Raw genomic sequence first — 24,832 nt, 5'->3', positions numbered from 1 at the left:
TAGCACAGGCTCCACAACCTTGTTGAGATCGTTACAATGTCCGGCAGCCGATATAATGACCGTGCCGGGAGCAAGCACTTCCCCGTCCGGGTATTTCTGTTTCATGGAGAGGGAATCTTTCCCTGTGGGCACATTGATGCCGAGGGCAATGGCAAAATCCGATACCGCCTCAACGGCTGCATACAGGCGCGCATCTTCACCAGGATTCTTACAGGGCCACATCCAGTTAGCGGAGAGGGATACTGCCTTTAAGCCGCCATCGAGAGGTGCCCATACGATGTTCGTTAGGGCTTCTGCCATGCTATTGCGGCTACCCGCCTCAGGATCGATGAGTCCGGAAACAGGCGAATGCCCTATGGAAGTGGCTATCGCTTCCTTTCCTTTAAAGTCCAGTGCCATTACCCCGCAATTATTCAAGGGCAACTGCAAAGGACCAGCACATTGTTGTTTGGCTACACGCCCTCCCACACAGCGGTCCACTTTGTTGGTAAGCCAGTCCTTACAGGCCACGGCCTCCAGCTGCAACACCTGTTCCAGGTAGTCCCTGAATTTTGAAATTTGATATTCCGGGTCTGCATAAGAACGAACCACTGCGGAATCCTTCATGATCGTCTTCGGGCTGCTTCCGAACATGTCGGAGAGCTCCAGGTCCATGGGTTTTTCGCCTTTTTTCCGGGATTCAAAGGTAAACCTGTGGTCCCCGGTAACTACACCCACCTCATACATGGGAGAGCGTTCCCTTTCGGCAACCCTTTTCAATAGGTCCATGTCCGGGGTCCCCATGACCAGGCCCATGCGTTCCTGGGATTCGTTCCCAATGATCTCTTTGGCTGAGAGGGTGGGATCCCCGATCGGGAGTTGGTCCATGTCTATATGGCCCCCTGTTTCTTCCACAAGTTCTGACAGGCAATTCAGGTGCCCCCCCGCACCGTGATCGTGAATGGAAACTACCGGGTTTTTATCGAGTTCGACCAGCCCCCTGATGGCATTGGCCGCCCGTTTTTGCATTTCGGGATTGGAACGTTGTACGGCATTGAGCTCAATAGCGGTGCTGAAGGCGCCGGTGTCTGCACTGGAAACAGCTGCACCCCCCATCCCTATACGGTAGTTGTCCCCTCCGAGGATAACGATCTTATCTCCTTTTTCCGGAGTGGCTTTCAGTGCCTGATCGGCTTTTCCGTAACCGATGCCACCAGCCAGCATAATTACCTTGTCATACCCCAGTCTTCGCTGGTGCTCTTCGTGTTCGAAAGTCAGTACCGATCCGGAAATAAGGGGCTGTCCGAATTTATTGCCAAAGTCGGAAGCTCCGTTAGAGGCTTTGATCAGGATGTCCATGGGGGTCTGGTACAACCATTTGCGTTCCTGCATGGCATTTTCCCAACGGCGGTTGGGTTCAAGCCGGCTGTAGGAGGTGATGTAAACCGCAGTTCCTGCCAGTGGCAGGGCCCCTTTACCCCCGGCAAGGCGGTCGCGAATTTCTCCCCCTGATCCTGTTGCGGCTCCGTTAAAGGGCTCTACGGTTGTGGGAAAGTTGTGTGTTTCTGCCTTCAGGGAGATCACCGATTGGAAGGGTTTTTCCTCGTAGTAATCGGGCTTGTCCGGAGATTTAGGCGCGAATTGCACGACTTCCGGTCCGGAGATGAAGGCTACATTGTCTTTGTAGGCGGAAACGATATGGTTGGGATGTTCTTCTGAGGTTTTTTTGATCAGTTTAAACAAGGAAGATGGTTTTTCTTCCCCGTCAATTACAAAGGTCCCGTTAAATATTTTATGCCGGCAGTGTTCTGAATTGACCTGGCTGAATCCAAACACTTCGGAATCGGTGAGCTTTCTGCCCAGGCGTTCGGCAAGTTCTTCCAGGTAGGAGACTTCATCAGGGCTCAGGGCCAATCCTTCTGCCTGATTATAGGCCTCTATATCTTCCACCTCGAGAATAGGCTGTGGGGGGACGTCGATATCAAAAACCTCCTGGGTCAGTCGGTCGTATTTCTGGAAGAGCATCGGGTCATACTCCTCATAAGTTTCGGAAACCGACTGGAATTCTTCTATCCTCACGATACCGGAGATGCCCATGTTCTGGGTGATCTCCGTAGCGTTGGTACTCCATGGGGTGACCATGGCTGCCCTGGGGCCAACAAAAAAGGCGTCCAAAGACGCCAGCTCTATCCGCGGTTCGTTCCCGAATAACCAGTTTAATTTTTCAATGTCTTGCTGAGAAAGATCCTGCTGCACCTGAACGGCAAATACTTTTCTGGTAGGGTCTCCGAAGAAATGAATCATGGCCTTCTAAAGGTTTTGAATGAAGAAAGCACAAATTTACATTTTTAGTGTTGATTCCCTGCAGCTGAGAGAAAACAGTTATCCCCTGTTGTTGTTGATTACTTTCGAAGCAATCGTGCCATATAGAAACCGTCATGGCCATCCTTCGCAGGGGAACAGTGTTTTTCTGCCTCCAGTTCAAACCCTTTGCCCGCTTCACTGTTGAGAAATGCAACGATTTGCTGGTCGTTTTCCTGGGGCAGGATCGAACAGGTGGCATAAACCAGTTTACCCCCGGGCATTACCATTCTTGAATATTCACGCAATAACTTTTCCTGGGTTTTGAGCACCCGATCCAGAAATTCCCTGTTCAGTTTCCACTTGGCATCAGGATTGCGTCTCAGCACCCCCAATCCGGTGCATGGGGCGTCAATTAGGACGCGGTCTGCCCTGTTGTGCAATTTTTTAATGGTACGGGTCCCGGTGATCAGTCGGGTTTCCAAATTGTGCACCCCGTTCCTGCGGGCACGCTTCTTTAGTTCCTTTAGTTTGTATTCATAAATATCAAGGGCGATCAGCTGCCCTTTGTTCTGCATCTGGGCGGCCAGGTGAAGGCTTTTTCCCCCCGCCCCCGCACAGGCGTCGATGACGCAATCACCAGGCATGGCCTCTGTAAACGGGGCAACAAGTTGCGACGCGGCGTCCTGCACCTCAAACCAGCCTTTTTTGAAATATGGGGATTTAAATACATCTTTTCGCTGTATCAATTGAAGTGCATCGGGATATCCCTTTAGCTCCGTTGTTTTGATGCCGAGTTCTGCCAGGCTTTTTTGCAATTCCTTTTTATTGGTCTTCAGGCGGTTTACCCTGAGGGTAACCGCTGCCTGCTGATTGAGGGCGGAAAGTTCTTCTGACCATTGTGAATCACCAAGTGCGGCTTCTCCCAGCTCATCCAGCCAGTCGGGCACGGACTCCCGGTATTTCCTGATCTTGATAAGCTCATCGTACTTTCCTTTTATCCGGCGCTGCGGGGTGCCCTTAAATTCCACCCAATCCGGAAGTGGTAGGCCGCGCAGTGTGATCCATACCGCAATAACCCGGTAAAGGGCAGCTTTTGAATAGGGGGGTTTTACTCCGGCAATGGCGGTATACAGGCGCTTGTATCTGACAATTTCATAAGTGGTCTCGGCAATAAACCCCCGGTCACGGGAGCCCCATCGCTTATCTCGCTTCAGGGTTTTCTCTACCACCTTATCCGCATAGCCCGCCTGGTTGAAGATCTGATCTAGGGCGTAATGGACAGCGATAACCAGGTTTTTGTGTAGTCGCATGCAAAAAATTTACCCCGCAAAGGTATCGCTTTCATGATGAATCCCTTTACATTTGGTAAAATTCAGCCTATGCGCCACTTTACCTTCATCCTTCTGATTCTTCTAGTAGCCTGCAGCCCAAAAGCGAAACAGAACGAAGTGTTTAACAGCGTTGAAGTAGAAGCCCTGTACCAGGATTCCATAAGTATTCGTGCCATAGAGATCATGGATGGAAGCCTGGCTTTTGCAGGCAATAATGGGATATTCGGCACTGTAGACCTGCAAACGGGCACCGTGCGTTCTGGGGTTCAGGCCTATGATAGTATATTACCGGAATACCGTGCAATTGCCCATACGCAATCCGATTTTTTTATGCTTTCTGCCGGAAACCCAGCCTTGCTTTACAAGACAGGGGATAGGGGACAACTAGAACTGGTTTGGTCCGAGGAAGGGGAAGGGGTTTTCTATGATGCCATGGCCTTTTGGAACAATGCTGAGGGCATCGCCATTGGAGATAGCAGGGAAGGATGTTTAGCAGTCCTGATAACGCGGGATGGAGGACAGAGCTGGAAAAAAATACCCTGTGAAGAATTGCCTCCGGCGCTGGAAGGAGAAGGAGCCTTTGCCGCCAGCAACACCAATATCGCTATTGTAGGGGATACGGCCTGGGTGGCAACTACCAGGTCCCGCATCTTTCGAACGCAAGACAAGGGGGTAAGCTGGGAGGTAATTGAAACCCCGGTGGTGCAGAAGCAAGAAACGGAAGGAATATACAGTGTAGCGTTTTACGATGCCCGCCTGGGTATTGTCATCGGCGGAGATTACACCCAACCCGAAATGAATAGAGGAAACAAAGCCTTTACCAGGGACGGTGGCAGCCACTGGGAGCTGATAGCTGATGGGTTGACACCCGGATATAAAAGCTGTATACAATTTGTGCCGAATTCTGGTGGGGAGGAACTGGTAGCGGTAGGGTATACCGGAATTTCATATTCGTCTAACGCGGGCACTTCCTGGAAAGATCTTGCTGATGAACCCTTTTATACGATCAGGTTCCTCAACGATTCGGTGGCCTATGCAGCGGGAAGAAACCGCATTGCGAAGCTTACATTTCAATAAAAAAACGGGAAGAAGACCTTCCCGTTTTCTGTGGCACTTGCCACACAAACAACTATTCATCCAAACCAATCAAATTAAATTTTTACCACTAAAAAGCCACGCCCTCTTTTTTGGTACCATACCCCATTATAGCGGTAGTATTTTTTGCCTTTTACGTAGACAACTTTCCTTCCCCTGGGCAGGGTATTGATGTAAAGCCCAACCGGGGCAGCACTTACCACAAAACGCTTGCCTTTTGCCCTGTACCAGACGCCATTCGAGAAATGGAAGCTCACCCCCTTGTGGATATAGATCTTCGATTTAGGTACCATGGTTACTACCAGGCCAATCCTGGGGTAGACTTTAGCTGTTGCATTGGCCTGAGCTACTGTAAAGCCGCCCAGGAGAGCGATCATAATGAATAAAGATTTGAGACGTTTCATAATTTAAAATTTAGGGTTTACATATAGTAGGACAGCTGAAAAGGAATTAGGTTTAAAAAGAAAGGAAGCCGTTTGGCTTCCTTTTGTTGTATTTGGTCGAAATGGGGGATCATCCTCCACGCCTGCGTTGCTGGATCTCACGTAACAGCCGTTTTTTAAAGTCTTCCTCAGCCTTGATCAGCAGGAAGGTTTTCTTGGCCGAAATCACCTCGCTCATCCGCTCCAGAAACCGAACATTTAGCTGATGTTTTTCTTTTTCCAGTGCAATAGATTGCTGCAATAAGGCTGCCGCTTCCTTCTCAGAAAGATTCTGAAAATCCATCATATTACTCCTGATTTCAGTACGCTCCCTACGTTTTAAACCCTCAAGGGCTTCTTCGTGGGCGTTGTAGATGGGCCAGAAATCCTGGGCTTCACTGCTGCTGAGGCTTAATCTTTCTGTGATAAAGGCAACTTTCAGCGTTTTGATCTTTTCCTGTACAGGCCGACGTTGGCTATATCCGCCAGTAATGACAAATAACATAACTATCAGCACCCCTATTTTGCTATACTTACTCATCGTATTCAATATTTAGTTCATCCAAATCCTCTACATTTTCATCCAGGTAATCTATAATATTTTCTTCGTTCAATCCTGCATCCAGGATATCGTTAACCTCAAGTTCTTCTACAGGTAATACTTCTGCTATTTCGTAAGACGTTAGTCCGAGGTCAGTTTCATTGAGATAGTTCTCCAGCTCCGTGCTGGCCAGATCACTGAAAGTGAAATCATCAGACCGACTCATCCTGATGCCTATCACGATCACCACCAGGGCAGCTATTGAAGCGGCTACAAAATAGTACTTCTTCCAGGGATTCATGCGAATGACCCCGGGGTTTTCACTATCGGACAATCGTTTCTGCACCCGTTCATTCAGGGAATCAAAATACCCCTCAGGAAGGGTAAACCCCTCTTCCTTTGGCAAGTCGGGAGCCTTCTCCTTTACCCTGTCCAGGATGCGGTCCGTAAGCCCTTCGAAATATCCTTCCGGTACTTTAAATCCTTCCTTTTTATACTTCTTGTCCATCGTTTAGGTTTGACTTTCAATTCTTTAAATGGTTTAATCTTCCTTCAAATAGCTTTCAATCTTTTTAACCGCCAGGTGGTAGGAAGCTTTCAAACCTCCAACCGTGGTCTCCAGTATTTCCGAAATTTCCTCATATTTCATGTCTTCAAAGTATTTCATATTGAAGACCAGTTTTTGCTTTTCCGGAAGGGTGGCAATGGCCTGTTGCAATTTCAGTTGTATCTCATCCCCTTCAAAATAAACATCGGATTCCAGTTGATTGGCAAGGGATTCCTGGATGGCCTCGCTGCTTTGCCCCAGCTTCCTGGTTTTGGACTTGAGAAAACTCAACGCCTCATTCGTGGCTATGCGGTACATCCAGGAATACAGCTTGCTGTCCCCTTTGAAACCTTCAATATTTCGGAACACCTTAATGAAGGTATTCTGCAAGACATCATCCGTATCATCGTGGTTCAGCACGATCCTGCGGATGTGCCAGTACAGGCGCTCCTTATAGGCATTGACCAACTGCTCAAAAGCTCTGGCCTGGCTCTCCTTGTTCTTTAACTGGGCTACTAAGGTTTCTTCAGCAATCAAAAGCAAGCTTCTTATGGTCCTTAGACTGTCTTTTTCTCCCTGGGTTTAATCCGCAACTACCCAAGTGACTGCATTTCAACGAGTTTTTTGTACACTCCGTTGGATTTTATCAGTTCTGCGTGGGTTCCCTGTTCTACGAGCTTTCCTTTTTGAAGCACAATGATCTTGCTGGCCTTCTGAATGGTAGATAACCGGTGTGCGATGACGATCGAGGTCCGGTTGACCATCATTTTCTCCAGGGCATCCTGTACCAGGCGTTCGCTTTCTGTATCCAAAGCTGAAGTGGCTTCGTCCAGTATCATTATCGGGGGATTCTTCAGTACGGCCCTCGCTATGGACAAGCGTTGTTTCTGACCGCCACTAAGCTTATTGCCCCCATCCCCTATATTGGTTTGGTACCCTTTGGGCAGTTCCATAATGAAGTCATGGGCGTTGGCTACCTTGGCAGCAGCTATGATCTCATCTTCACTGGCATCTGCCTTTCCCATCCGGATATTGTTGATCACCGTGTCATTGAACAATATGGATTCCTGGGTAACGAGGCCCATAAGCTCTCTGAGGTCCCTCTTGGACATGTCGCGGATGTCCACACCATCCAGGGTGATTTTCCCTCCCGTTACATCGTAAAAACGAATGATCAGGTTGGCCAGGGTACTTTTTCCACTTCCGGATTGCCCTACCAGGGCTACGGTACTTCCCTTTGGAATTTTCAGGCTGAAATCCTTAAAAACCGGCTCTTCTTCATATTTAAAGGACACCTTGTCCAGTGCAATCCCCTGCTGGAAGTCGTTCTTGGAAACGGGGTTTTCGGGTTCTTTTATGGGATTCTCTGCTTCGATCACCTCCAAAACCCGCTGTGCGGCGGCATTGCCCTTGCGCACTCCGTAGGAAGCCTTACTTATGGCTTTGGCCGGGGTGAGGATGTTGTAGGCCAGCCCCATATAGGCGATAAAGGAGGATGCGTCCAGGGTCTTATCCACCAGGACCATCTTCCCACCAAACCATAACAGCACACCAATGACCAGGATACCCAGAAACTCCCCGGTGGGTGAGGCCAGGTTTTGCCGGTTCAGCAATCGGTTAGAAAACCGGTAGAACCGAAGGGTGGAGTTGCTGAAAATTTTCGCAAAACGGGATTCAGAATTAAAGGCTTTTATGACACGGAGGCCTCCCAGGGTTTCCTCAACAATCGATAGGAATTCGCCCTGTTCTTTCTGTACCCTGAGGGATTTTTTCTTTAGCGATTTCCCGATCCTGCTTATGATCATGCCGGCTATCGGGATAAATATGAATACGAACAGCGTTAGTTTAACGCTTATAAAGAACATGATCAGAATGGTAAACAGGATGGTCAGGGGTTCCCGCACGATCAGTTCAAGGATAGATAAAAAGGAATGCTGGATCTCCAGCACATCCGAGGTAATCCGCGCAATAACGTCGCCCTTCCGTTTCTCGGTGTAATAAGAGAGGGGCAGTTCCACCACCTTTTCATACATCTTGTTTCGTATGTCCTTCAATACCCCATTGCGCAGGAAGGTGATAAAATACATGGCCAGGTAATTGAACACGTTTTTCAGAAGAAAAAGGACCAGCACTAAGCCTATTACCAGCACCAAACCCTTCATTTCATCGTCACCGGCATAGGCAGTGATCTGATAGTTGATATAGTCCTGCAAAAAGGATTTTATTTGTCCCATCCCTTCGTAAACGGGTAGCGCATACACTTTCTTCGACTGGTCGAACAGCACATCCAGCATCGGGATAAGCGCTGCGAAAGAGAGCGCGCTGAAAAGGGCGTACAGGATATTGAAAAAAATGTTCAGGAAGCCGAACTTTCTGTAGGGCAGGGCATAAGCCAGGATTTTTCGGAAATACTCCATTAGCCCAATTTCAGTTCTTTCAGGATACGATCAATCTTTGCGTCAAGTTCCTTTTCGGTTTGCTCAAATTTTCCTGCATTTTCAAGAGGTGTGTTTATGCTGAAGTAAAATTTGATCTTAGGTTCCGTACCACTGGGTCGGGCCGCCATTTTTGTGCCCTCGGCAGTGGTGTAGATCAACACGTTTGATTTGGGAATGTCGATGGGCGTTTTTTCCCCGGTCCTGAGGTTGTGTGAAACGGAACTGCTGTAGTCGTCTACAACAACCACGTCTGAACCGTCTATTGAGGTTATGGGATTTTCCCGGAAATCCACCATCATCTGGGCGATTTCTTCCGCCCCTTTCATCCCCTTTTTTGTAAGGGAGATCAGTTTTTCCTTGTAAAACCCATAGGCCTCATAACAACTGATGAGCTCTTTAAAAAACGAACTGCCATCCGCTTTTGCCTGTGCCCCGATCTCGCAGGCGAGCAAGGTCGAGGTCACCGCGTCCTTGTCGCGTACAAAATCCCCTACCATAAAACCAAAACTCTCTTCCCCGCCGCCGACAAAATCCTGCTCGGGGAAATCCTTGATCATCTTGGCAATCCATTTAAAGCCTGTAAGTGAGATCTTGCATTCTACCCCAAAAGCCTCTGCGAGCCTGGACATCATTGGGGTAGACACGATGGTTGAGGCGATGTATTCATTCCCTTTAAAACCCGCTTTTTTTCGTTGTTCCAGCAGAAAACGGGTCATCAGGATCATGGTCTGGTTCCCATTCAACAATTGCAATTCCCCCTGGTTATTGCGCACCGCTATCCCAAGGCGGTCACTGTCCGGATCGGTACCCACCACCATATCGGCACCAATTTCCTCTGCCTTTTTCATAGCCAGTGCCAGGGCTTCCGGTTCTTCGGGATTGGGTGATTTTACGGTTGGGAAATTCCCGTCGGGTTCACGTTGCTCTTCCACAACAGTTACCTGGCCATACCCGGCTCGTTTGAGGACTTCCGGGATGGCAGTGATAGAGGTGCCGTGCAGTGAGGTGAAGACGATCTTAAAATCATCCTTGCCTGAAGCGCCGAAATCTCCGTTTTTAACAGAAGCCGAGATAAAGGCCTCGTCCACGTCCCTGTCTATCAATTGTATAAGATCTTCCTTTGGTTTAAACCGGACGTCCTCAAACGCCAACGCATTGATCTCGGAAATGATTTCCTTGTCCTGCGGTGGTACGATCTGGCCACCGTCTGTCCAGTACACCTTATAGCCGTTGTATTCAGGAGGGTTATGGGAAGCAGTAAGGACAATACCGGCATGGCAGTTCAGTTGGCGTACGGCAAAAGAAAGTTCCGGGGTGGTCCGAAGGGCAGAGAACAGGTATACCTGTATGTCATTGGCAGAGAAGACCTCAGCTACAACGCGCGCAAGGGTATCGCTGTTGTGCCTGCAGTCATAGGCAATGACCACTTTGTGTTTATCCCCGGGATACACCTTTTTGAGGTAATTGCTCAGCCCTTGTGTGCTTTTTCCAAGGGTGTATTTGTTAATGCGATTGGTCCCTACCCCCATAACGCCACGCATACCCCCCGTGCCAAACTCAAGATCACGGTAAAACCGGTCTTTTAATTCTTCCTTGTCGTTGGCAATGAGGTGCTTTACTTCGTTTTGGACTTCAGTATCAAAAAAATCACTAAGCCAGGAATTGGCTCTTTGGAGGATTTGTTCCATAATTACGGGTAGGGATTAGTTCACTTCAAAATTAAGAAGTTTATTACATAAAAAGAGCCTACAGGTTTAATTCTTCCGCAATGGTATACCGGGGTTTGCTCTTTCGCGACCGTACCATGATTTCCCCCAGGAATCCTGCCAGGAATAACTGGGTCCCGATGATCATTGCAGTAAGGGCGATAAAAAATTCTGGTCGCTGTGTGAGCAACCTGCCAAATGGGTTTATAAACAGCTTATCGATACCCAGATATAGGGCAAACCCAAAGCCAATAAGGAACATGAGCACGCCCAGTGCCCCAAACAGGTGCATGGGCCTTTTGGCAAATTTGGACACAAACCAAATGGTGATAAGGTCCAGGAGGCCTTTGATAAAGCGGTCGGCACCAAATTTGGTCTTCCCGTATTTCCGCGCCTGGTGTTTTACCACCTTTTCCCCGATCTTAAGGAAACCTGCATTCTTGGCTAGTACAGGGATATAGCGGTGCATTTCCCCGCGCACTTCAATGGTCTTAGTAACCTCTTTGCGGAAGGCTTTCAGGCCGCAGTTGAAGTCGTGTAACTTAACTCCCGAAGTCTTTCGCGCTGCCCAGTTAAAAATTTTAGAGGGGATGTTCTTCATGATCACCGAGTCATAGCGCTTTTTTTTCCATCCCGATACCAGGTCGAGGCCTTCTTCTTCCATCAGCGCAATCAGCTGGGGGATTTCTTCAGGATTGTCTTGCAGATCGGCATCCATAGTGATTACAAAATCACCATCTGCCCGTTTGAAACCCGCGTGCAAAGCCTGGGATTTACCAAAATTCTTGCGGAGGCGGATGGCCTTTACTTCCGGATTGCCGGCAGCCAGGCTCTCGATGACCCTCCAGGAATTATCGGTACTCCCATCGTCTATAAAGAGGATTTCATATGAAAAATGATTGGACTGCATCACGGATGCAATCCAATCATGTAATTCGTTCAGGGATTCTTCTTCGTTGAGTAAAGGAATTACTATGGATACCTTCATAGGGCTGTTTGCCTAATTCCTTTCAAAAGTACGATTTTAAGTATTATTCAGGCTTAGCTTTTTTAATTACCAGGGCTGGGACTATAGAGAGCAGCACTCCGAATAAAACACTTCCAATTAACCCAAAGGTAATCTGCCACATGGGTTCTGCAAACTGCTTGCCCATTTCCATTTGATCCGATGCCTGCTGAGGGGTCAAACCTCTTTCTATCAATTGCCCTTCCTGATATTCCATAGCCTTGGCCATCATATCTGGGTCAATTACGTTCTGCATGATCTGATTGAAAATGATCCCGATGATCCCTGCTATCAGGCAGATCCCGATTCCAATTTTAAAGCCCTGCCCAAAGGACATATAGCCGCCATTTGCTTTCTTGAATTGGATGAGTCCAATAATAATTGCTGCCAAACTCAATAGTGCGGATACGGCCATTACACCAAACCCTCCCTGATAGTGCATATCAAGGGTATACAGCATAAAAGCAAAAATAACGCTCACCGCACCAAGGAGCAGTCCGTAGTTCAAGGCAAATTTTCCGGTTTTAGGTTGTTGTTCTTCCATTATTAAAGTTTTAGTTGTTTCTTTCAGTTAGTAGTTTTCTGGTTAATTTTGTTACAGCTAAAGATACAATTTTTAGCGTGGCATTTTTCAAAATATAAATTGCAGGTTCCTTGAAAAATATATACATTTGCACCCACAAAAAATCGGAGGAGTTAAAGACATTACAATGAAAAAAGGTATACATCCGGAAAATTTTAGGCTGGTGGCTTTCAAGGACATGTCCAATGACGATGTTTTCCTGGCCAAGTCAACTGCGGAAACCAAGGAGACGATCAAGGTGGATGGTGTGGAGTACCCGCTTGTTAAGCTAGAAATTTCACGCACATCGCATCCCTACTACACAGGTAAAGCTAAACTTGTGGATACCGCCGGTAGGATTGATAAGTTCAAGAGCAAGTACGAGAAGTTTAAAAAGCCTGCCAAGAAAGAGGCAACTAAGGAAGAAGGCAAATAGTCTATATAAACGGAAGTACAACGATATACACGCCCCTGAAGCACTTTCAGGGGCGTTTTTTTATAATTTTGTAACAAAAGCGGGGAGATGAACTACATCCTTTTTGACGGCAACCAAAGAGAAGCATTATTGCCTTTTACTTACACCCGGCCCGTAGCGGACATCCGTATGGGGATCCTAACTATAAGGGAGAAATGGGAGCATTACCTGGGTGCTGTCACAAGCAGTAAGACCGAAGACTACCTCGCTGGCAAATATCCTCTGGTAGCAGGTACTTCCAATGTCTTTATAAATGGCACCTATCTGCCGGATCCTAACCTGGTAAGCCGGATCAAATCCCTGAAAGTGGGGGAGGCCTTGGTGAAATCAGGTGAACTGATCGCCTGTGCCACGGGAGCATCGGTGGATTTGCAGGATATTGAGGCCTATGCTGTCAAAGAATTAGAAACTAACCCCATGTGCCTTCGCAATACCTGGGAGATCTTTTCTCGGAATGGCGAAGTTCTGGAAACTGATTACCAACTTCTCACCAATGGGAGGAATAGCGCTGCCATTTCGGAGACCAATAAGCTGATCCACCCGGAACGTATTTTTGTTGAAGAAGGGGCTAAGGTAGAATACAGTATTCTCAATGCTTCAGAAGGGCCTATTTACATAGGCAAGAATGCAGAAATCATGGAAGGCAGCCTTATCCGCGGGGGCTTTGCACTCTGTGATAATGCTGTAGTAAAGATGGGGGCAAAGATCTACGGCCCCACAACGGTAGGTCCGTTTGGCAAGGTCTGCGGAGAAGTCAGTAATTCAGTGATCTTCGGGTATTCGAGCAAAGGCCATGACGGATACCTGGGTAATTCGGTCCTGGGCGAATGGTGTAACATTGGCGCAGACTCCAACAATTCCAACCTGAAGAACAACTATGCTAAAGTGCGGCTCTGGAATTACGCTACGGAGCGTTTTGACCAGACGGGTCTTCAGTTTTGTGGCCTGATGATGGGCGACCATAGCAAAACAGCGATCAACACCATGTTCAACACCGGTACCGTTATCGGGGTGAATACCAATATCTATGTGCCTGGCTTCCCCAGGAATTTTATACCCAGTTTTAGTTGGGGTGGTGCCTCCGGCTTTGTGGCCTATCACCCGGAGAAAGCTTTTGAGGCAGCTCGGGTAATGATGGCCCGACGAAATGTTGAATTTACCGAAGAGGATGCCGAAATATTGCGGCACGTATACGAAATCACCGGCAAATACCGTAAATACTAGACGGGCCAGGGAAACATTCTGATTTTCTTATCTTTGCGGGCCAAATCGCGTTTTCTAGATGAAAAAGAAGGTAGCTTTCCACACCCTGGGCTGTAAGCTGAATTTTTCGGAGACCTCCACTATTGCCAGGCAGGTACAGGGGGAAGGCTTTGAGCGGGTAGATTTTGATCAGAAGGCCGACCTCTATGTGATCAATACCTGCTCCGTTACGGAAAATGCAGACAAGCGGTTTAAGACCATTGTCCGACAGGCACAAAAGAACAATCCCCAGGCTTTTATTGCAGCAATTGGCTGTTATGCCCAGCTCAAACCGGAAGAGCTGGCTGCAGTTGATGGCGTGGACCTGGTGTTGGGGGCAACGGAAAAATTTAAGCTTACTGACTATATCTCCGATCTCTCCAAAAACGATTTTGGCGAGGTGCATTCCTGTGAGATCACTGAGGCCGATTTTTATGTGGGCAGCTATGCTATTGGCGACCGCACACGTGCATTCTTAAAAGTGCAGGACGGGTGTGATTACAAGTGTACCTATTGTACTATCCCTCTTGCCCGGGGCATTTCCCGAAGCGATACGCTGGAGAATGTGCTGAACAATGCCCGGGAAATTTCGGAAAAAGGGATCAGGGAGATTGTGTTGACCGGAGTAAATATTGGGGACTACGGCAAGGGGGAGTTTGGCAACAAGCGGCATGAGCACACTTTTCTTGACCTGGTTCAGGCACTAGATAAGGTAGAAGGGGTAGAGCGACTGCGAATTTCATCCATAGAACCTAATTTGCTAAGGGATGAAACCATTTCATTTGTTGCCCGGAGCAAATCCTTTGTACCCCATTTCCATATCCCCCTTCAGAGCGGCAGCAATAAGATCCTGAAAGTCATGCGCAGGAGGTATCAGCGGGAGCTCTACACGGATCGGGTTGCCCATATAAAATCCCTCATGCCACACGCCTGTATAGGGGTAGATGTCATTGTGGGTTTTCCTGGAGAAACCGATGAGGATTTTCTCGAGACCTATCATTACCTGAATGAATTAGAGATCTCCTATCTTCACGTTTTTACCTATTCCGAAAGGGATAATACACCCGCTGCTGAAATGAAAGACCCTGTTCCAAAGAAAGTCAGGCAGAAACGGAGCAAGATGTTGCGTGCCCTGTCGGTCAAGAAACGCAGGGCCTTTTATGAAACTCAGTTAGGTAGTGTACGGACCGTACTTTTTGAAGGGGAGAATAAGGCCGGATACATCCATGGCTTTACCGAAAACTACATTAAAGTGAGGGCGCCCTGGAACCCGGAATTGGTAAATACCCTGCACACCGTACGTCTTCAGGAAATTGATGAGGAAGGAATGGTACGCTTTTCTTTCCAGAAAGAAGCGGTAACGAGCTGAGAGGGCATAAAAAAACCTCTCCGAAGAGAGGTTGGTCTGATGCTTTTTGAATAGTCTTATATGCGAATCCCAACAGGAAGCATTTCTTTGTACTGTCTGTTTCTCCTTAAAAAACCAGCTATTTGCGGACTTGTGGGAACCACTCTTAAATTCTGCTCCTGTATGTGATGCAGGACAGATTTGATAAATTCCTCCTTAAAACCTTCGATCTCAATTTCCTCCGGAATAACCAGTTTAGTTAAGAAAACCTTACGTTCTTGGGAAGAGTATTCAATTTTGGCCAGGTGGCCATTGACCTTAGTTTCAAACTGGCGCAGGAAACTATTGTCTTTAATTGCTACTTCACTCATATAGTTTGATTTAATTTGGTTCTCAGACAAAAAAATTACGATTGTTCTAAGATCGTAATTTACTGAAAGGTTAGCTCGGGGTTAAATATCTAAGACTTGGGGGAATCTTTACAACTTGATAACAAAAGTAAATAAAAAAATGCTAATTTCCTAGTTTTAAACCTCTTTGGGCCCTCATGCCTTCATCAAAGATTCATGTTTATTTTATTCCCGGTTTAGGAGCGAGTTCCCGGATCTTCGAGCATATTAAACTCCCTCCTGAAAAATTTCAAATGCATTTTCTCGAATGGTTCATTCCTGAAAAAGGCATGTCATTTGAAGACTATGCGCAGAAAATGGCCGAAGAGATCCGACATGACCAGCCTGTTTTAATCGGGGTTTCCTTTGGCGGTATGCTGGCGCAGGAGATGGCCAAACTCCTCACCGTGGAGAAAGTGATCATCATTTCAAGCATCAAACAGAAATCTGAAATGCCCAAAAGGCTCTTATTTGCAAAATACACCAAGGTACATCGATTGTTGCCTACAGGCCTGGTTAACAATGTAGAACTCCTGGCCAAATATGCGTTTGGGGAAACGGTAACCAAAAGACTTTCGCTTTATGAGCAGTACCTTGGGATACGCGATAAATATTACCTGGACTGGTCCATCGATAAGATCGTACATTGGGGTCAGAAGAGCTATCCGCCTGATCTTGTGCATATTCATGGGGACAGGGATGCTGTTTTTCCGGTGGGCCCTATTGAGAACTATTTGCGGGTTAAGGGAGGCACCCACACCATGATCCTCCATCGATTTAAATGGTTTAATGAACGATTACCCACAATTATTTTGGAATAATGAGGTTGTAATTAATACCTTTAGTTGGGTAATTAACGTATGTCATGAGAGTAATAAAGAAGATTTTGATGCTTCTGGGGGTGGTCTTTGTAATTTCTACCCTGATTTTTGCAGTACAGCAAAACCAGGAAGCAACGGTGAAAGGCCCCCAGGCCACGGAGAATGATGAGGTAAAAAATGTTGCTGAGGAATACACGATTTCAGCAATTGATATTCCGGATAATTTGAACTTTGCCGGGGAACCAGTTCCCCAGGAGGATCCGGAGATCATGGAGCGCATTGACCGGGAATTCCTGGTGAACACCTACTGGCAGTCCAATGCTGTATTGTTGATGAAACGCGCTCATAAATACTTTCCCGTAATTGAGCCCATCCTGAAAAAGAACGGTATCCCCGAGGATTTCAAATACCTGGCTGTAGCAGAAAGCGGGCTGCAGAATGTAGTGTCCCCTGCGGGCGCCACGGGGTTCTGGCAGATCATGAAAGCAACGGGCAGGGAATACGGGCTCGAGATCAACTCCAATGTGGATGAACGCTATCACCTGGCGAAATCCACGGAAGTAGCCTGCCGATACCTTAAGAAATATAAAGAGGCCTATGGAAGCTGGACGCTCGCTGCTGCTTCCTATAATGCGGGTCCGGCAGCTATCAAGAAATACATGAATATTCAGCAGGTAGATAATTACTACGATTTACTGCTGGGGCAGGAGACCGGGCGTTATGTATTCCGTATCCTGGCTATTAAAGAAATCCTTTCCAACCCTCATAAATACGGGTATGAACTGGAACAGGGCGACCTGTACAAGGGCATTCCTACTTTCAATGTTGAGGTAGACACTGCCGTAAGCAATTTTGCGGATTTCGCAGACGAATACGGGATCAACTACAAGATCCTGAAAAGGCATAATCCATGGCTTAGGGAACCGCACCTGAACAATGCCTCAAGGAAGAAGTATTCCATCGAGATCCCGAATAAGGGGTATTATCAGATGAGTAAATAGGGGGGGGCGTTTAGATCCGCTTCATTTGTTGCTGCATCATACGGATCTGCTCCGTCAGCATGTTGTTCTTATCCAACTTTTTGGCTTCCTGAAGCAGGACCGTGGCTTCGCGTTTCCGCCTTTTTTGCATGGCGATCCCGGCCAGGCTCAGTTTCGCCATAGCCACATCATAGTCCATATTGAGCCCTAGCTTAAGGGCCTTACGGAAGAATTTCTCGGCCTGTGTCAGGTTCCTCTGGGAATAGATAATACCATGTAGGTAATTGTAGTACCCCTGTTGTTTTTGGGTAAGCGAACTTTCCGGGTTTTTGATTTTTTTCAACCAGCGTTCGGTCCCTTCCAGGTCTTGCTTGCGCATACGCAAAAAGGCTAACAGGATTATTTCGTTCCTGAAATAGAAGAAAATGAAGACCAGCGAGAGCAATATCAGAGAAATCCCATTCATGATATACCCTTCATAGAATTGGTAACCCGCATAGACGATAATAAGAAAAGCGATAACCAGTTTAATATTTTTGTGGAACATAAACCTTATTGAATTAGTTCGTACGTAGTTGTTGATTGAATTCGTGTCGGGATCTCCGCATTACCGAGTTGGGCCATAATGGTTACCCCCTCTGAACTGCCTTCCACCTTCATAGATATAATAAAACCGGTGGGTAAATCGGTTTTGATCCAGGTAGTTTGGGAACCCGTCATTTTCATCGTAGAGACCGGTTCCGCTATATCCATGGTGATTTTGGCTTCCCCCCGGATGGTTGCAGAGGTATCACTGACGGCTTCCAGCAGCCAGGAATTATCTGCAGAGAGTTTCCCCAAATATTGATTTTTCCAGCGATCACCTACCCGTACAGGAACACTCGGATAGATATAGGTCATTTGTTCATAACTGTTGGAAAGTGCTTCCGAACCAAACTCCTTTTCCAGGGATTTCTTCATCATGTTCAGTGAAAAGGCATCGGAAATTCCTGAAGCCCCTGACATTTTTGCGACCAGGCTGTCCCCTCCCGTTACTTCCAGGATGTCCCCGGTTTTACTGAGGATGATGTGTACGGGTTCGTTCAGCAGGCTGTTGAAGATTTTGGATTGTATATCGTCTTCCCGGACTTCCCTGGCATTTACGTTCATCAGTTCCCCCTGAATACTCGATGTCATTTTCAGGTTGAGGTCCCTGAAAAACAAGTCGATCACAAAGGCGGTATCCCGTTCCTGGACCACTTTGAATTCGAGTACCCCATCTATATTATTGGTGATTTCGTGTACGGCACCATCCATTTCCTGGAATATCACCTGACTGGCCTCCTGTCTGATCTTGAAGACATCACCCTCCTTGAGGTTGTACCTCAGATTGGTCTGTGCTGTCGCCAGGACGCCCAAGAGGGCAAAAAAGGCAAAAAAAACGGCATTTTTCATCAGATGGCGGGGTGTAACATTGCTGTCGCAAAAGTAATAAATCTATCCCGAATATTTTTGAAAATCGATTTGGCAAAGCAAAAACTCTTTGTATATTTGCGCCCAGAATTTTGAGTGGTCAAACAGACCTTTTCCCTCAGATTGTAAATAAGCTTCAGTTATGAAAAGAACATTTCAACCTTCCAAGAGGAAGCGTAAAAACAAGCACGGTTTCAGAGAGCGTATGGCTTCTGCTAACGGAAGGAAAGTGTTGGCCAGAAGAAGGGCTAAAGGAAGAAAAAAACTTACTGTATCCTCAGAGCCGAGACATAAGAAATAATGATCCTATTCCAGAATATTGATAAGGTGTTACTTTTTAACGGTAACACCTTTTTTTTATCCATACTTAACGCTTAAAAGAAAATGCCAAAAAGAAAAGACCTGAACTCTATCCTGATTATCGGATCCGGACCCATTATTATCGGACAAGCATGTGAATTTGATTATTCCGGATCTCAGGCCTTGCGGTCGCTGCGGGAAGACGGGATCGAAACCATCCTGATCAATAGCAATCCGGCTACGATAATGACAGACCCCTCAATGGCGGATCATGTGTACCTCCTCCCATTAACTACCAAATCTATAATTGAGGTGTTGAAAAAGCACCCCAATATCGATGCGGTATTGCCTACAATGGGTGGTCAAACGGCACTTAACCTCTGTATCGAGGCGGATGATAAGGGGATTTGGGAAGACTTCGGTGTGGAGATCATCGGGGTGGATATCGATGCTATCAATATTACCGAAGACCGGGAAAAGTTCCGGGAACTAATGACAAAAATAGGAATAGGGATGCCTCCCCAGGCTTCGGCCACTTCGTTCCTGAAGGGGAAGGAGATCGCCCAGGAATTTGGCTTTCCCCTGGTTATACGGGCTTCCTATACCCTGGGAGGTGCCGGAGCATCTATCGTTTACGACCCCAAGGATTTTGACGAGCTGCTGAGCCGTGGCCTGGAAACTTCTCCCATTCACGAAGTGATGATCGATAAGGCACTCATGGGGTGGAAGGAATACGAACTTGAGTTGCTTCGCGATAAAAATGATAATGTGGTCATCATATGTACCATCGAAAATATGGACCCCATGGGTATCCATACAGGGGATTCGATTACGGTGGCACCCGCTATGACCCTGTCTGATACCACCTTCCAGCGCATGCGGGATATGGCCATAAAAATGATGCGAAGTATCGGGGAGTTTGCCGGAGGGTGTAATGTGCAGTTTGCGGTTAGTCCGGATGAAAAGGAAGATATCATTGCCATTGAGATCAACCCCAGGGTATCCCGTTCATCGGCCCTGGCATCAAAGGCTACGGGATATCCTATTGCCAAAATTGCCTCAAAGCTGGCGATCGGCTACAGCCTTGATGAACTGGAAAACCAGATCACGAAATCCACTTCGGCCCTTTTTGAACCCACACTGGACTATGTAATTGTAAAAATACCAAGGTGGAACTTCGATAAGTTCGAAGGATCAGACCGCACCCTTGGGTTACAGATGAAATCAGTAGGAGAGGTAATGGGGATCGGCCGTTCATTCCAGGAGGCCCTTCATAAAGCCACACAGTCGCTCGAAATCAAGCGAAACGGGCTGGGGGCAGACGGGAAGGGATACACAGATTACGATACCATCATTAGCAAACTTACCCATGCCAGCTGGGATCGCGTGTTTGTCATCTATGACGCTATCCAACTGGGGATTCCCCTCAGCAGGATCCATGAGATCACCAAAATAGATATGTGGTTCCTTAAGCAATACGAAGAACTACACCACCTCGAAATGGAGATCTCCAAATATTCCGTAGAGACGGTGACTAAAGAACTCCTCCTTGAAGCCAAGCAAAAGGGATTTGCCGACAGGCAGATCGCCTATATGCTGGATTGTTACGAAAGTGAGGTCCATACCAAGCGTACACAATTGGGAATCAACAGGGTGTACAAGCTGGTGGATACCTGTGCAGCAGAATTCAAAGCCATGACGCCCTATTACTATTCCACCTTTGAAGAGGAGGTAGAAACAGCGGATGGTACGCGTTATGTGGCCAATGACAGCGAGGTGTCGGATCGTAAAAAGATCGTTGTACTCGGTTCCGGACCCAACAGGATCGGGCAGGGGATCGAGTTTGACTACTGCTGTGTTCATGGGGTACTCGCTGCTGCAGAATGCGGGTATGAGACCGTTATGATCAACTGTAACCCGGAAACCGTATCCACAGATTTTGATACTGCAGACAAGCTCTATTTTGAACCGGTATTCTGGGAACATATCTATGATATAATCAGACACGAAAAACCTGAGGGGGTTATTGTGCAGCTGGGAGGGCAAACGGCTTTAAAACTGGCGGAAAAACTGGACCGGTATGGAATAAATATCATCGGAACCAGCTACAAGTCCCTCGACCTGGCAGAAGACCGGGGTAGCTTCTCAACCTTATTAAAACAGAACAATATTCCCTACCCTCAATTTGGGGTAGCCGAAAGTGCTGATGAAGCCCTGGAACTGGCCAAGGAGCTGAAATTCCCTTTATTGGTAAGGCCTTCTTATGTTTTGGGTGGTCAGGGGATGAAGATTGTCATCAACAAGGAAGAACTGGAGGCACATGTGGTAGACTTGCTGCGCAAGATCCCAAACAACAAACTACTGTTGGACCACTATTTGGATGGGGCGATTGAAGCTGAGGCAGATGCTATCTGTGACGGGAAAGAAGTCCGCATCATTGGTATAATGGAACACATTGAACCCTGTGGGATCCATTCTGGGGATTCCAATGCCACGCTCCCTCCATTTAACCTGGGCGAATTCGTGATGCAACAGATTAAGGACCACACCAATAAGATTGCGCTGGCCCTTAATACCGTAGGATTGATCAACATTCAATTTGCGATCAAAGACGATATGGTATATGTGATAGAGGCCAACCCAAGGGCTTCGCGGACCGTACCCTTTATCGCTAAAGCCTATGGGGAACCTTACGTGAATTATGCCACTAAGGTGATGCTGGGGCATAAAAAGATCAAGGATTTTAAATTCAATCCTCAGTTAGAAGGATATGCGATCAAGCAGCCTGTATTTTCATTCAACAAATTCCCCAATGTGAATAAGAACCTGGGGCCTGAAATGAAAAGTACCGGGGAAAGTATCCTGTTCATCGACAGCCTTAAGGATGATGAGTTTTATAACCTGTACACCCGCAGAAAGATGTACCTGAGCAAATAGGCTGGGGAACTTGAAGGTTATGGGTTAGGGATAAGGGAGAACTCGAAGCTCACCTGTACTTCCTCTGCGATTTTCTTGAACATCAGGGTGGGGATCTCAATGGCGTAGTCTTCCGGGCGAATGCTGAATTTGCTTTGTAGTTGTATGCCTTTATCAACACGCTTTATATTCCCCGCAACCGTTACCTGTTGGGTAACCCCATGGAGGTGGAGTTTCCCTTTTATGGTAACTCTTTCTGAGGTTTCTGTTATTGACTCTGGCCTGAAATTGGGGATTTCACCCACGAAGTAGCTTTTAGGAAAGGTGTCAGATTCCAGATAATTCTCATTGAAGTGTTCCTGCATGAGCTTTCGCGGAAATTCAAACTCCTTCACGAGCAGGACTACGGCAAATTCCCCGGAATTTTTCAGGATGGCATTAACCTGCTGGTTGTTGGCCTGTATATCTTCCAGAGGGGTAGAGGCATTGAAGGTTACCTTTCCGGATACTGTTTTGTACCGCTCCTGTCCATAACCTGGCTGACCGCCAAGTGAAAAAGCAATTAACAGAAACAGTATAATTCGCGTGGTAAACATCTGAATTCACATTTCAAGCATACAAAGGTAGTACGAAATAAACCATAGAATATTGCATCTCTGGAATATTGAACGATTTAATCCCAATACGCTAAGCGGAATCTTTGTAAGTTTATCTCAAAGAAAAACACTGCAATATTGTATTCCGTTAAAATGAAATATGTACTCTTTTTACTGGGAATTTTACTCCTCCCGTTGGGAGCGAGCGGACAGGACGACTTGCTGGATGAAATAGACAAATCCGAAGAAACGCTCCCGGTATCCGCAGCCTTTAAAGGCCTGAAGATCGTAAATTTTGAATCCACCAAGTTGCTGTACAAAAGGGAGTTTTACTTTGTGGTATCCCACAGGTTCGGCAGTATTAAGAATGGATTTGATGATTTCTTTGGTCTGGATTTCGCCAACACCCGCCTGCATTTCCTCTATGGGATCTCCGATAATTTCAATGTTTCACTATCGAGGAACTCCTTTAACAAAACCTATGACGCATCACTTAAATACAGGTTGGTCACCCAAAACGACGACTTTCCTGTCACTGTTGTGGGGTACAGTCAAACGGCCATAAATACCTTGCTCGAGGAAGCCTTGATTTTAAGGCCTGTTGACTTTAGTGACAGGGTTACCTTTACCCAACAGCTGTTGATCTCCAAAAAAGTCAGCGACCGATTGTCCTTACAGTTGATGCCCACCTACTTCTATGAGGGCTATACCGCCTATGACCCTCAGGACAATTCCCAGTTTGCCCTGGGGTTTGGGGGACGTTATAAACTGAGCAAACGCCTTAGCCTGAATCTGGACTATGGTTGGCATTTGAACAGGGCTTCGGGCTCACCCTTTGTAAACCCCCTCTCCATTGGGGTGGATATTGAAACAGGGGGACATGTATTCCAGCTTCATTTCACCAACGCACAACCCACATTTGAAAGTGGATTTCTGGGTAATGCCACCGGCGATTGGGGCGAAGGGGACATCTATTTTGGCTTTAACCTTAGCCGGGTCTTTAACTTTTAAAATAGGCTTTACTCACCAGTCTGTATGGAAACTACCTTCCCGGTCATTGCGCTCGTAGGTATGTGAGCCAAAAAAATCACGCTGTGCCTGAATGAGGTTCACCGGAAGCTCACCACTGGTTAAGGCATCGAAATACCCCAGGGATTGAAATAATGCAGGCATGGGAACAGCATGCCTTGCCGCAAGTTGTACTACTTCCCGGACCCGGGGCACTAATTCCCTGATCTTATTTTCAAATTTCGGGGTCAGCAGGAGATGTTCTGGAATATTTTCAGCACTATGTACCTCAGCGATATCCTGAAGCAATGCCGCCCTGATGATACAACCCGACCGCCAGATCCGGGCTACATTTGCGAGGTTTAAACCAAAATCATACTCCCGGGAAGCTTCCTGAAGCAAGTGCAGGCCCTGGGCGTAAGTAAGCACATATCCAAAATATAGTGAGGCCTCCACCATGTCTGCCAAGTCCGGGATATTAACGATTTCACCTGGGTGCTTATAGGTGTCTTCTGCGTTTTTCCGCAGTTCTTTTAAAGCGGATATTTCCCGCATCCTTACCGCAGCATCGATGGTTGGGACTGCTATCCCAAGGTCCATGGCATTCTGGGAGGTCCATTTCCCCGTGCCTTTTTGCCGGGCTTTGTCAAGGATCTGGTCCAAAAGCGCCCCCGATCCAATTGGGTCTGGTTTTACCAAAATGGAGGCGGTAATTTCGATCAGGTAGGACTGCAGGCGGCCGGTATTCCACTTTGAAAACAGCTCGTGCTGCTGCTCATTGGTTAACCCGGACAGACGCTTCATCAGACCATAGGCCTCGGCAATGAGTTGCATGAGTCCGTATTCGATACCGTTGTGTACCATTTTTGTATAATGCCCAGAAGACTTCCTGCCCAGATAAGCTACACAGGCCTCGCCTTCATATTTAGCTGATACCGCTGTAAAGAGCTTGGCCACCTGCTCATACGCCCTTTTGTCACCCCCGGGCATGATACTGGGGCCAGTCCTAGCTCCAAATGCACCTCCCGAAATTCCCACTCCCAGATAGTGGATACCTTTCCTGGCAAGCTCTGCTTCTCTTTTGTCAGTGTCCATGAAATATGAATTGCCGCCATCAATCAGGATATCCCCGGGTTCCAGCAGGGCTGTGATGGCTGCAATTACCGAATCCACAGCATTTCCTGCAGGGACGAGCATCATAATCTTCCGCGGACGGGTAAGGGCTTTGACCAGCGTACTCATTTCGGTTGTAGCTGTAAGTCTATGCTGCAGGGTTGTTTCCCGGAGCAGGGCATCCACCTTTTCAGGATCCCGGTCCAGGCCGCAAACGGAAAAGCCGTTCTCTTGGAATCGCGCCGAACAGGTCTTCGTCGG

The 24,832-nt window shown here is 47.2% G+C and carries 24 protein-coding genes; 9 read left to right on the top strand and 15 right to left on the bottom strand.

Annotated elements, in window-relative coordinates; all coding sequences use genetic code 11:
- Nucleotides 1-2,283: phosphoribosylformylglycinamidine synthase (gene purL / locus AC4E7D_RS01290; protein WP_490171992.1), on the bottom strand; the 2,283-nt coding region annotated here is incomplete at its 3' end.
- A gap of 98 nt (nucleotides 2,284-2,381) precedes the next feature.
- Entirely contained in the window at nucleotides 2,382-3,593 is a 1,212-nt protein-coding gene (locus tag AC4E7D_RS01285) for an RsmB/NOP family class I SAM-dependent RNA methyltransferase (protein ID WP_490171991.1), read from the bottom strand.
- A gap of 69 nt (nucleotides 3,594-3,662) precedes the next feature.
- Here AC4E7D_RS01285 and AC4E7D_RS01280 point away from each other — a divergent pair, with 69 nt between their 5' ends.
- A complete protein-coding gene (locus tag AC4E7D_RS01280; protein ID WP_490171990.1) occupies nucleotides 3,663-4,691 on the top strand; it encodes a WD40/YVTN/BNR-like repeat-containing protein in 1,029 nt (342 codons plus the stop codon).
- 74 nt (nucleotides 4,692-4,765) lie between these two features.
- Here AC4E7D_RS01280 and AC4E7D_RS01275 read toward each other — a convergent pair whose 3' ends face one another.
- The 8 genes from AC4E7D_RS01275 to AC4E7D_RS01240 all read right to left on the bottom strand — a co-directional run bounded on the left by AC4E7D_RS01275 (nucleotide 4,766) and on the right by AC4E7D_RS01240 (nucleotide 11,913).
- Nucleotides 4,766-5,113: a DUF6515 family protein gene (locus AC4E7D_RS01275; RefSeq protein WP_490171989.1), complete on the bottom strand. Its 348-nt coding sequence runs from the start codon at nucleotides 5,111-5,113 to the stop codon at nucleotides 4,766-4,768.
- Nucleotides 5,114-5,222: 109 nt separating this feature from the next.
- The gene (locus AC4E7D_RS01270; protein WP_490171988.1) at nucleotides 5,223-5,672 is read right to left on the bottom strand and encodes a hypothetical protein; all 450 of its coding nucleotides are present in this window, start codon (nucleotides 5,670-5,672) and stop codon (nucleotides 5,223-5,225) included.
- On the bottom strand, nucleotides 5,665-6,180 hold the full coding sequence (locus AC4E7D_RS01265) for a hypothetical protein (RefSeq protein ID WP_490171987.1): 516 nt from the start codon (nucleotides 6,178-6,180) through the stop codon (nucleotides 5,665-5,667). Before AC4E7D_RS01265 ends, AC4E7D_RS01270 begins: the two co-directional genes overlap by 8 nt.
- Nucleotides 6,181-6,213: 33 nt before the next feature.
- On the bottom strand, nucleotides 6,214-6,756 hold the full coding sequence (locus AC4E7D_RS01260; RefSeq protein ID WP_490171986.1) for an RNA polymerase sigma factor: 543 nt from the start codon (nucleotides 6,754-6,756) through the stop codon (nucleotides 6,214-6,216).
- Nucleotides 6,757-6,812: 56 nt separating this feature from the next.
- Nucleotides 6,813-8,636, bottom strand: coding sequence for an ABC transporter ATP-binding protein (locus AC4E7D_RS01255; RefSeq protein WP_490171985.1), 1,824 nt, complete (start codon nucleotides 8,634-8,636; stop codon nucleotides 6,813-6,815).
- Nucleotides 8,636-10,345 carry a phospho-sugar mutase gene (locus AC4E7D_RS01250; RefSeq protein ID WP_490171984.1) on the bottom strand — a complete coding sequence of 570 codons (1,710 nt, stop codon included), beginning with the start codon at nucleotides 10,343-10,345 and terminating at the stop codon, nucleotides 8,636-8,638. The genes AC4E7D_RS01255 and AC4E7D_RS01250 overlap by 1 nt, the downstream gene beginning before the upstream one ends.
- A 58-nt stretch (nucleotides 10,346-10,403) precedes the next feature.
- On the bottom strand, nucleotides 10,404-11,351 hold the full coding sequence (locus AC4E7D_RS01245; RefSeq protein ID WP_490171983.1) for a glycosyltransferase family 2 protein: 948 nt from the start codon (nucleotides 11,349-11,351) through the stop codon (nucleotides 10,404-10,406).
- A 43-nt stretch (nucleotides 11,352-11,394) separates the two neighbouring features.
- Nucleotides 11,395-11,913 (bottom strand): DUF4199 domain-containing protein, encoded by a 519-nt coding sequence (locus AC4E7D_RS01240; protein ID WP_490171982.1) that lies wholly within the window; start codon nucleotides 11,911-11,913, stop codon nucleotides 11,395-11,397.
- Nucleotides 11,914-12,079: 166 nt separating this feature from the next.
- Between AC4E7D_RS01240 and AC4E7D_RS01235 the strand changes: the two genes are divergently transcribed.
- From AC4E7D_RS01235 to mtaB, 3 genes are all read left to right on the top strand, one after another.
- Nucleotides 12,080-12,367: a type B 50S ribosomal protein L31 gene (locus AC4E7D_RS01235; protein WP_490171981.1), complete on the top strand. Its 288-nt coding sequence runs from the start codon at nucleotides 12,080-12,082 to the stop codon at nucleotides 12,365-12,367.
- 87 nt (nucleotides 12,368-12,454) lie between these two features.
- On the top strand, nucleotides 12,455-13,630 hold the full coding sequence (locus AC4E7D_RS01230; RefSeq protein ID WP_490171980.1) for a GlmU family protein: 1,176 nt from the start codon (nucleotides 12,455-12,457) through the stop codon (nucleotides 13,628-13,630).
- A gap of 58 nt (nucleotides 13,631-13,688) precedes the next feature.
- Nucleotides 13,689-15,017 carry a tRNA (N(6)-L-threonylcarbamoyladenosine(37)-C(2))-methylthiotransferase MtaB gene (mtaB, locus tag AC4E7D_RS01225; RefSeq protein WP_490171979.1) on the top strand — a complete coding sequence of 443 codons (1,329 nt, stop codon included), beginning with the start codon at nucleotides 13,689-13,691 and terminating at the stop codon, nucleotides 15,015-15,017.
- A gap of 56 nt (nucleotides 15,018-15,073) precedes the next feature.
- On the opposite strand, the gene AC4E7D_RS01220 is transcribed toward mtaB, so the two are convergent.
- On the bottom strand, nucleotides 15,074-15,367 hold the full coding sequence (locus AC4E7D_RS01220) for a GNAT family N-acetyltransferase (RefSeq protein ID WP_490171978.1): 294 nt from the start codon (nucleotides 15,365-15,367) through the stop codon (nucleotides 15,074-15,076).
- 176 nt (nucleotides 15,368-15,543) lie between these two features.
- Here AC4E7D_RS01220 and AC4E7D_RS01215 point away from each other — a divergent pair, with 176 nt between their 5' ends.
- Nucleotides 15,544-16,206 (top strand): YqiA/YcfP family alpha/beta fold hydrolase, encoded by a 663-nt coding sequence (locus AC4E7D_RS01215; RefSeq protein ID WP_490171977.1) that lies wholly within the window; start codon nucleotides 15,544-15,546, stop codon nucleotides 16,204-16,206.
- A 44-nt stretch (nucleotides 16,207-16,250) separates the two neighbouring features.
- A complete protein-coding gene (locus AC4E7D_RS01210) occupies nucleotides 16,251-17,207 on the top strand; it encodes a lytic transglycosylase domain-containing protein (protein WP_490171976.1) in 957 nt (318 codons plus the stop codon).
- Nucleotides 17,208-17,217: 10 nt separating this feature from the next.
- Here AC4E7D_RS01210 and AC4E7D_RS01205 read toward each other — a convergent pair whose 3' ends face one another.
- A complete protein-coding gene (locus AC4E7D_RS01205; protein WP_490171975.1) occupies nucleotides 17,218-17,733 on the bottom strand; it encodes a DUF2892 domain-containing protein in 516 nt (171 codons plus the stop codon).
- A gap of 5 nt (nucleotides 17,734-17,738) precedes the next feature.
- On the bottom strand, nucleotides 17,739-18,620 hold the full coding sequence (locus AC4E7D_RS01200; protein WP_490171974.1) for a DUF6263 family protein: 882 nt from the start codon (nucleotides 18,618-18,620) through the stop codon (nucleotides 17,739-17,741).
- A 160-nt stretch (nucleotides 18,621-18,780) separates the two neighbouring features.
- On the opposite strand from AC4E7D_RS01200, the gene rpmH reads away from it, so the two are divergent.
- Both rpmH and carB read left to right on the top strand, forming a co-directional pair.
- Nucleotides 18,781-18,939: a 50S ribosomal protein L34 gene (rpmH, locus tag AC4E7D_RS01195; protein ID WP_266014008.1), complete on the top strand. Its 159-nt coding sequence runs from the start codon at nucleotides 18,781-18,783 to the stop codon at nucleotides 18,937-18,939.
- Nucleotides 18,940-19,022: 83 nt separating this feature from the next.
- Nucleotides 19,023-21,875, top strand: a complete 2,853-nt coding sequence (gene carB / locus AC4E7D_RS01190) for a carbamoyl-phosphate synthase large subunit (RefSeq protein WP_490171973.1) — start codon at nucleotides 19,023-19,025, stop codon at nucleotides 21,873-21,875.
- A gap of 17 nt (nucleotides 21,876-21,892) precedes the next feature.
- Here the strand turns inward: carB and AC4E7D_RS01185 are convergent, their stop codons facing one another.
- On the bottom strand, nucleotides 21,893-22,450 hold the full coding sequence (locus AC4E7D_RS01185) for a YceI family protein (protein WP_490171972.1): 558 nt from the start codon (nucleotides 22,448-22,450) through the stop codon (nucleotides 21,893-21,895).
- A gap of 153 nt (nucleotides 22,451-22,603) precedes the next feature.
- Between AC4E7D_RS01185 and AC4E7D_RS01180 the strand changes: the two genes are divergently transcribed.
- The gene (locus AC4E7D_RS01180; RefSeq protein ID WP_490171971.1) at nucleotides 22,604-23,461 is read left to right on the top strand and encodes a DUF5777 family beta-barrel protein; all 858 of its coding nucleotides are present in this window, start codon (nucleotides 22,604-22,606) and stop codon (nucleotides 23,459-23,461) included.
- Between the two features lie 12 nt (nucleotides 23,462-23,473).
- Here AC4E7D_RS01180 and gndA read toward each other — a convergent pair.
- Nucleotides 23,474-24,832 (bottom strand): NADP-dependent phosphogluconate dehydrogenase (gndA, locus tag AC4E7D_RS01175; protein ID WP_490171970.1); only part of this gene is annotated, 1,359 nt, incomplete at its 5' end.

The organism is Lentiprolixibacter sp. (assembly GCF_982873095.1).
Note: the sequence above shows the minus strand (reverse complement) of the source record. Positions and strands in the feature narration are given on the sequence as shown.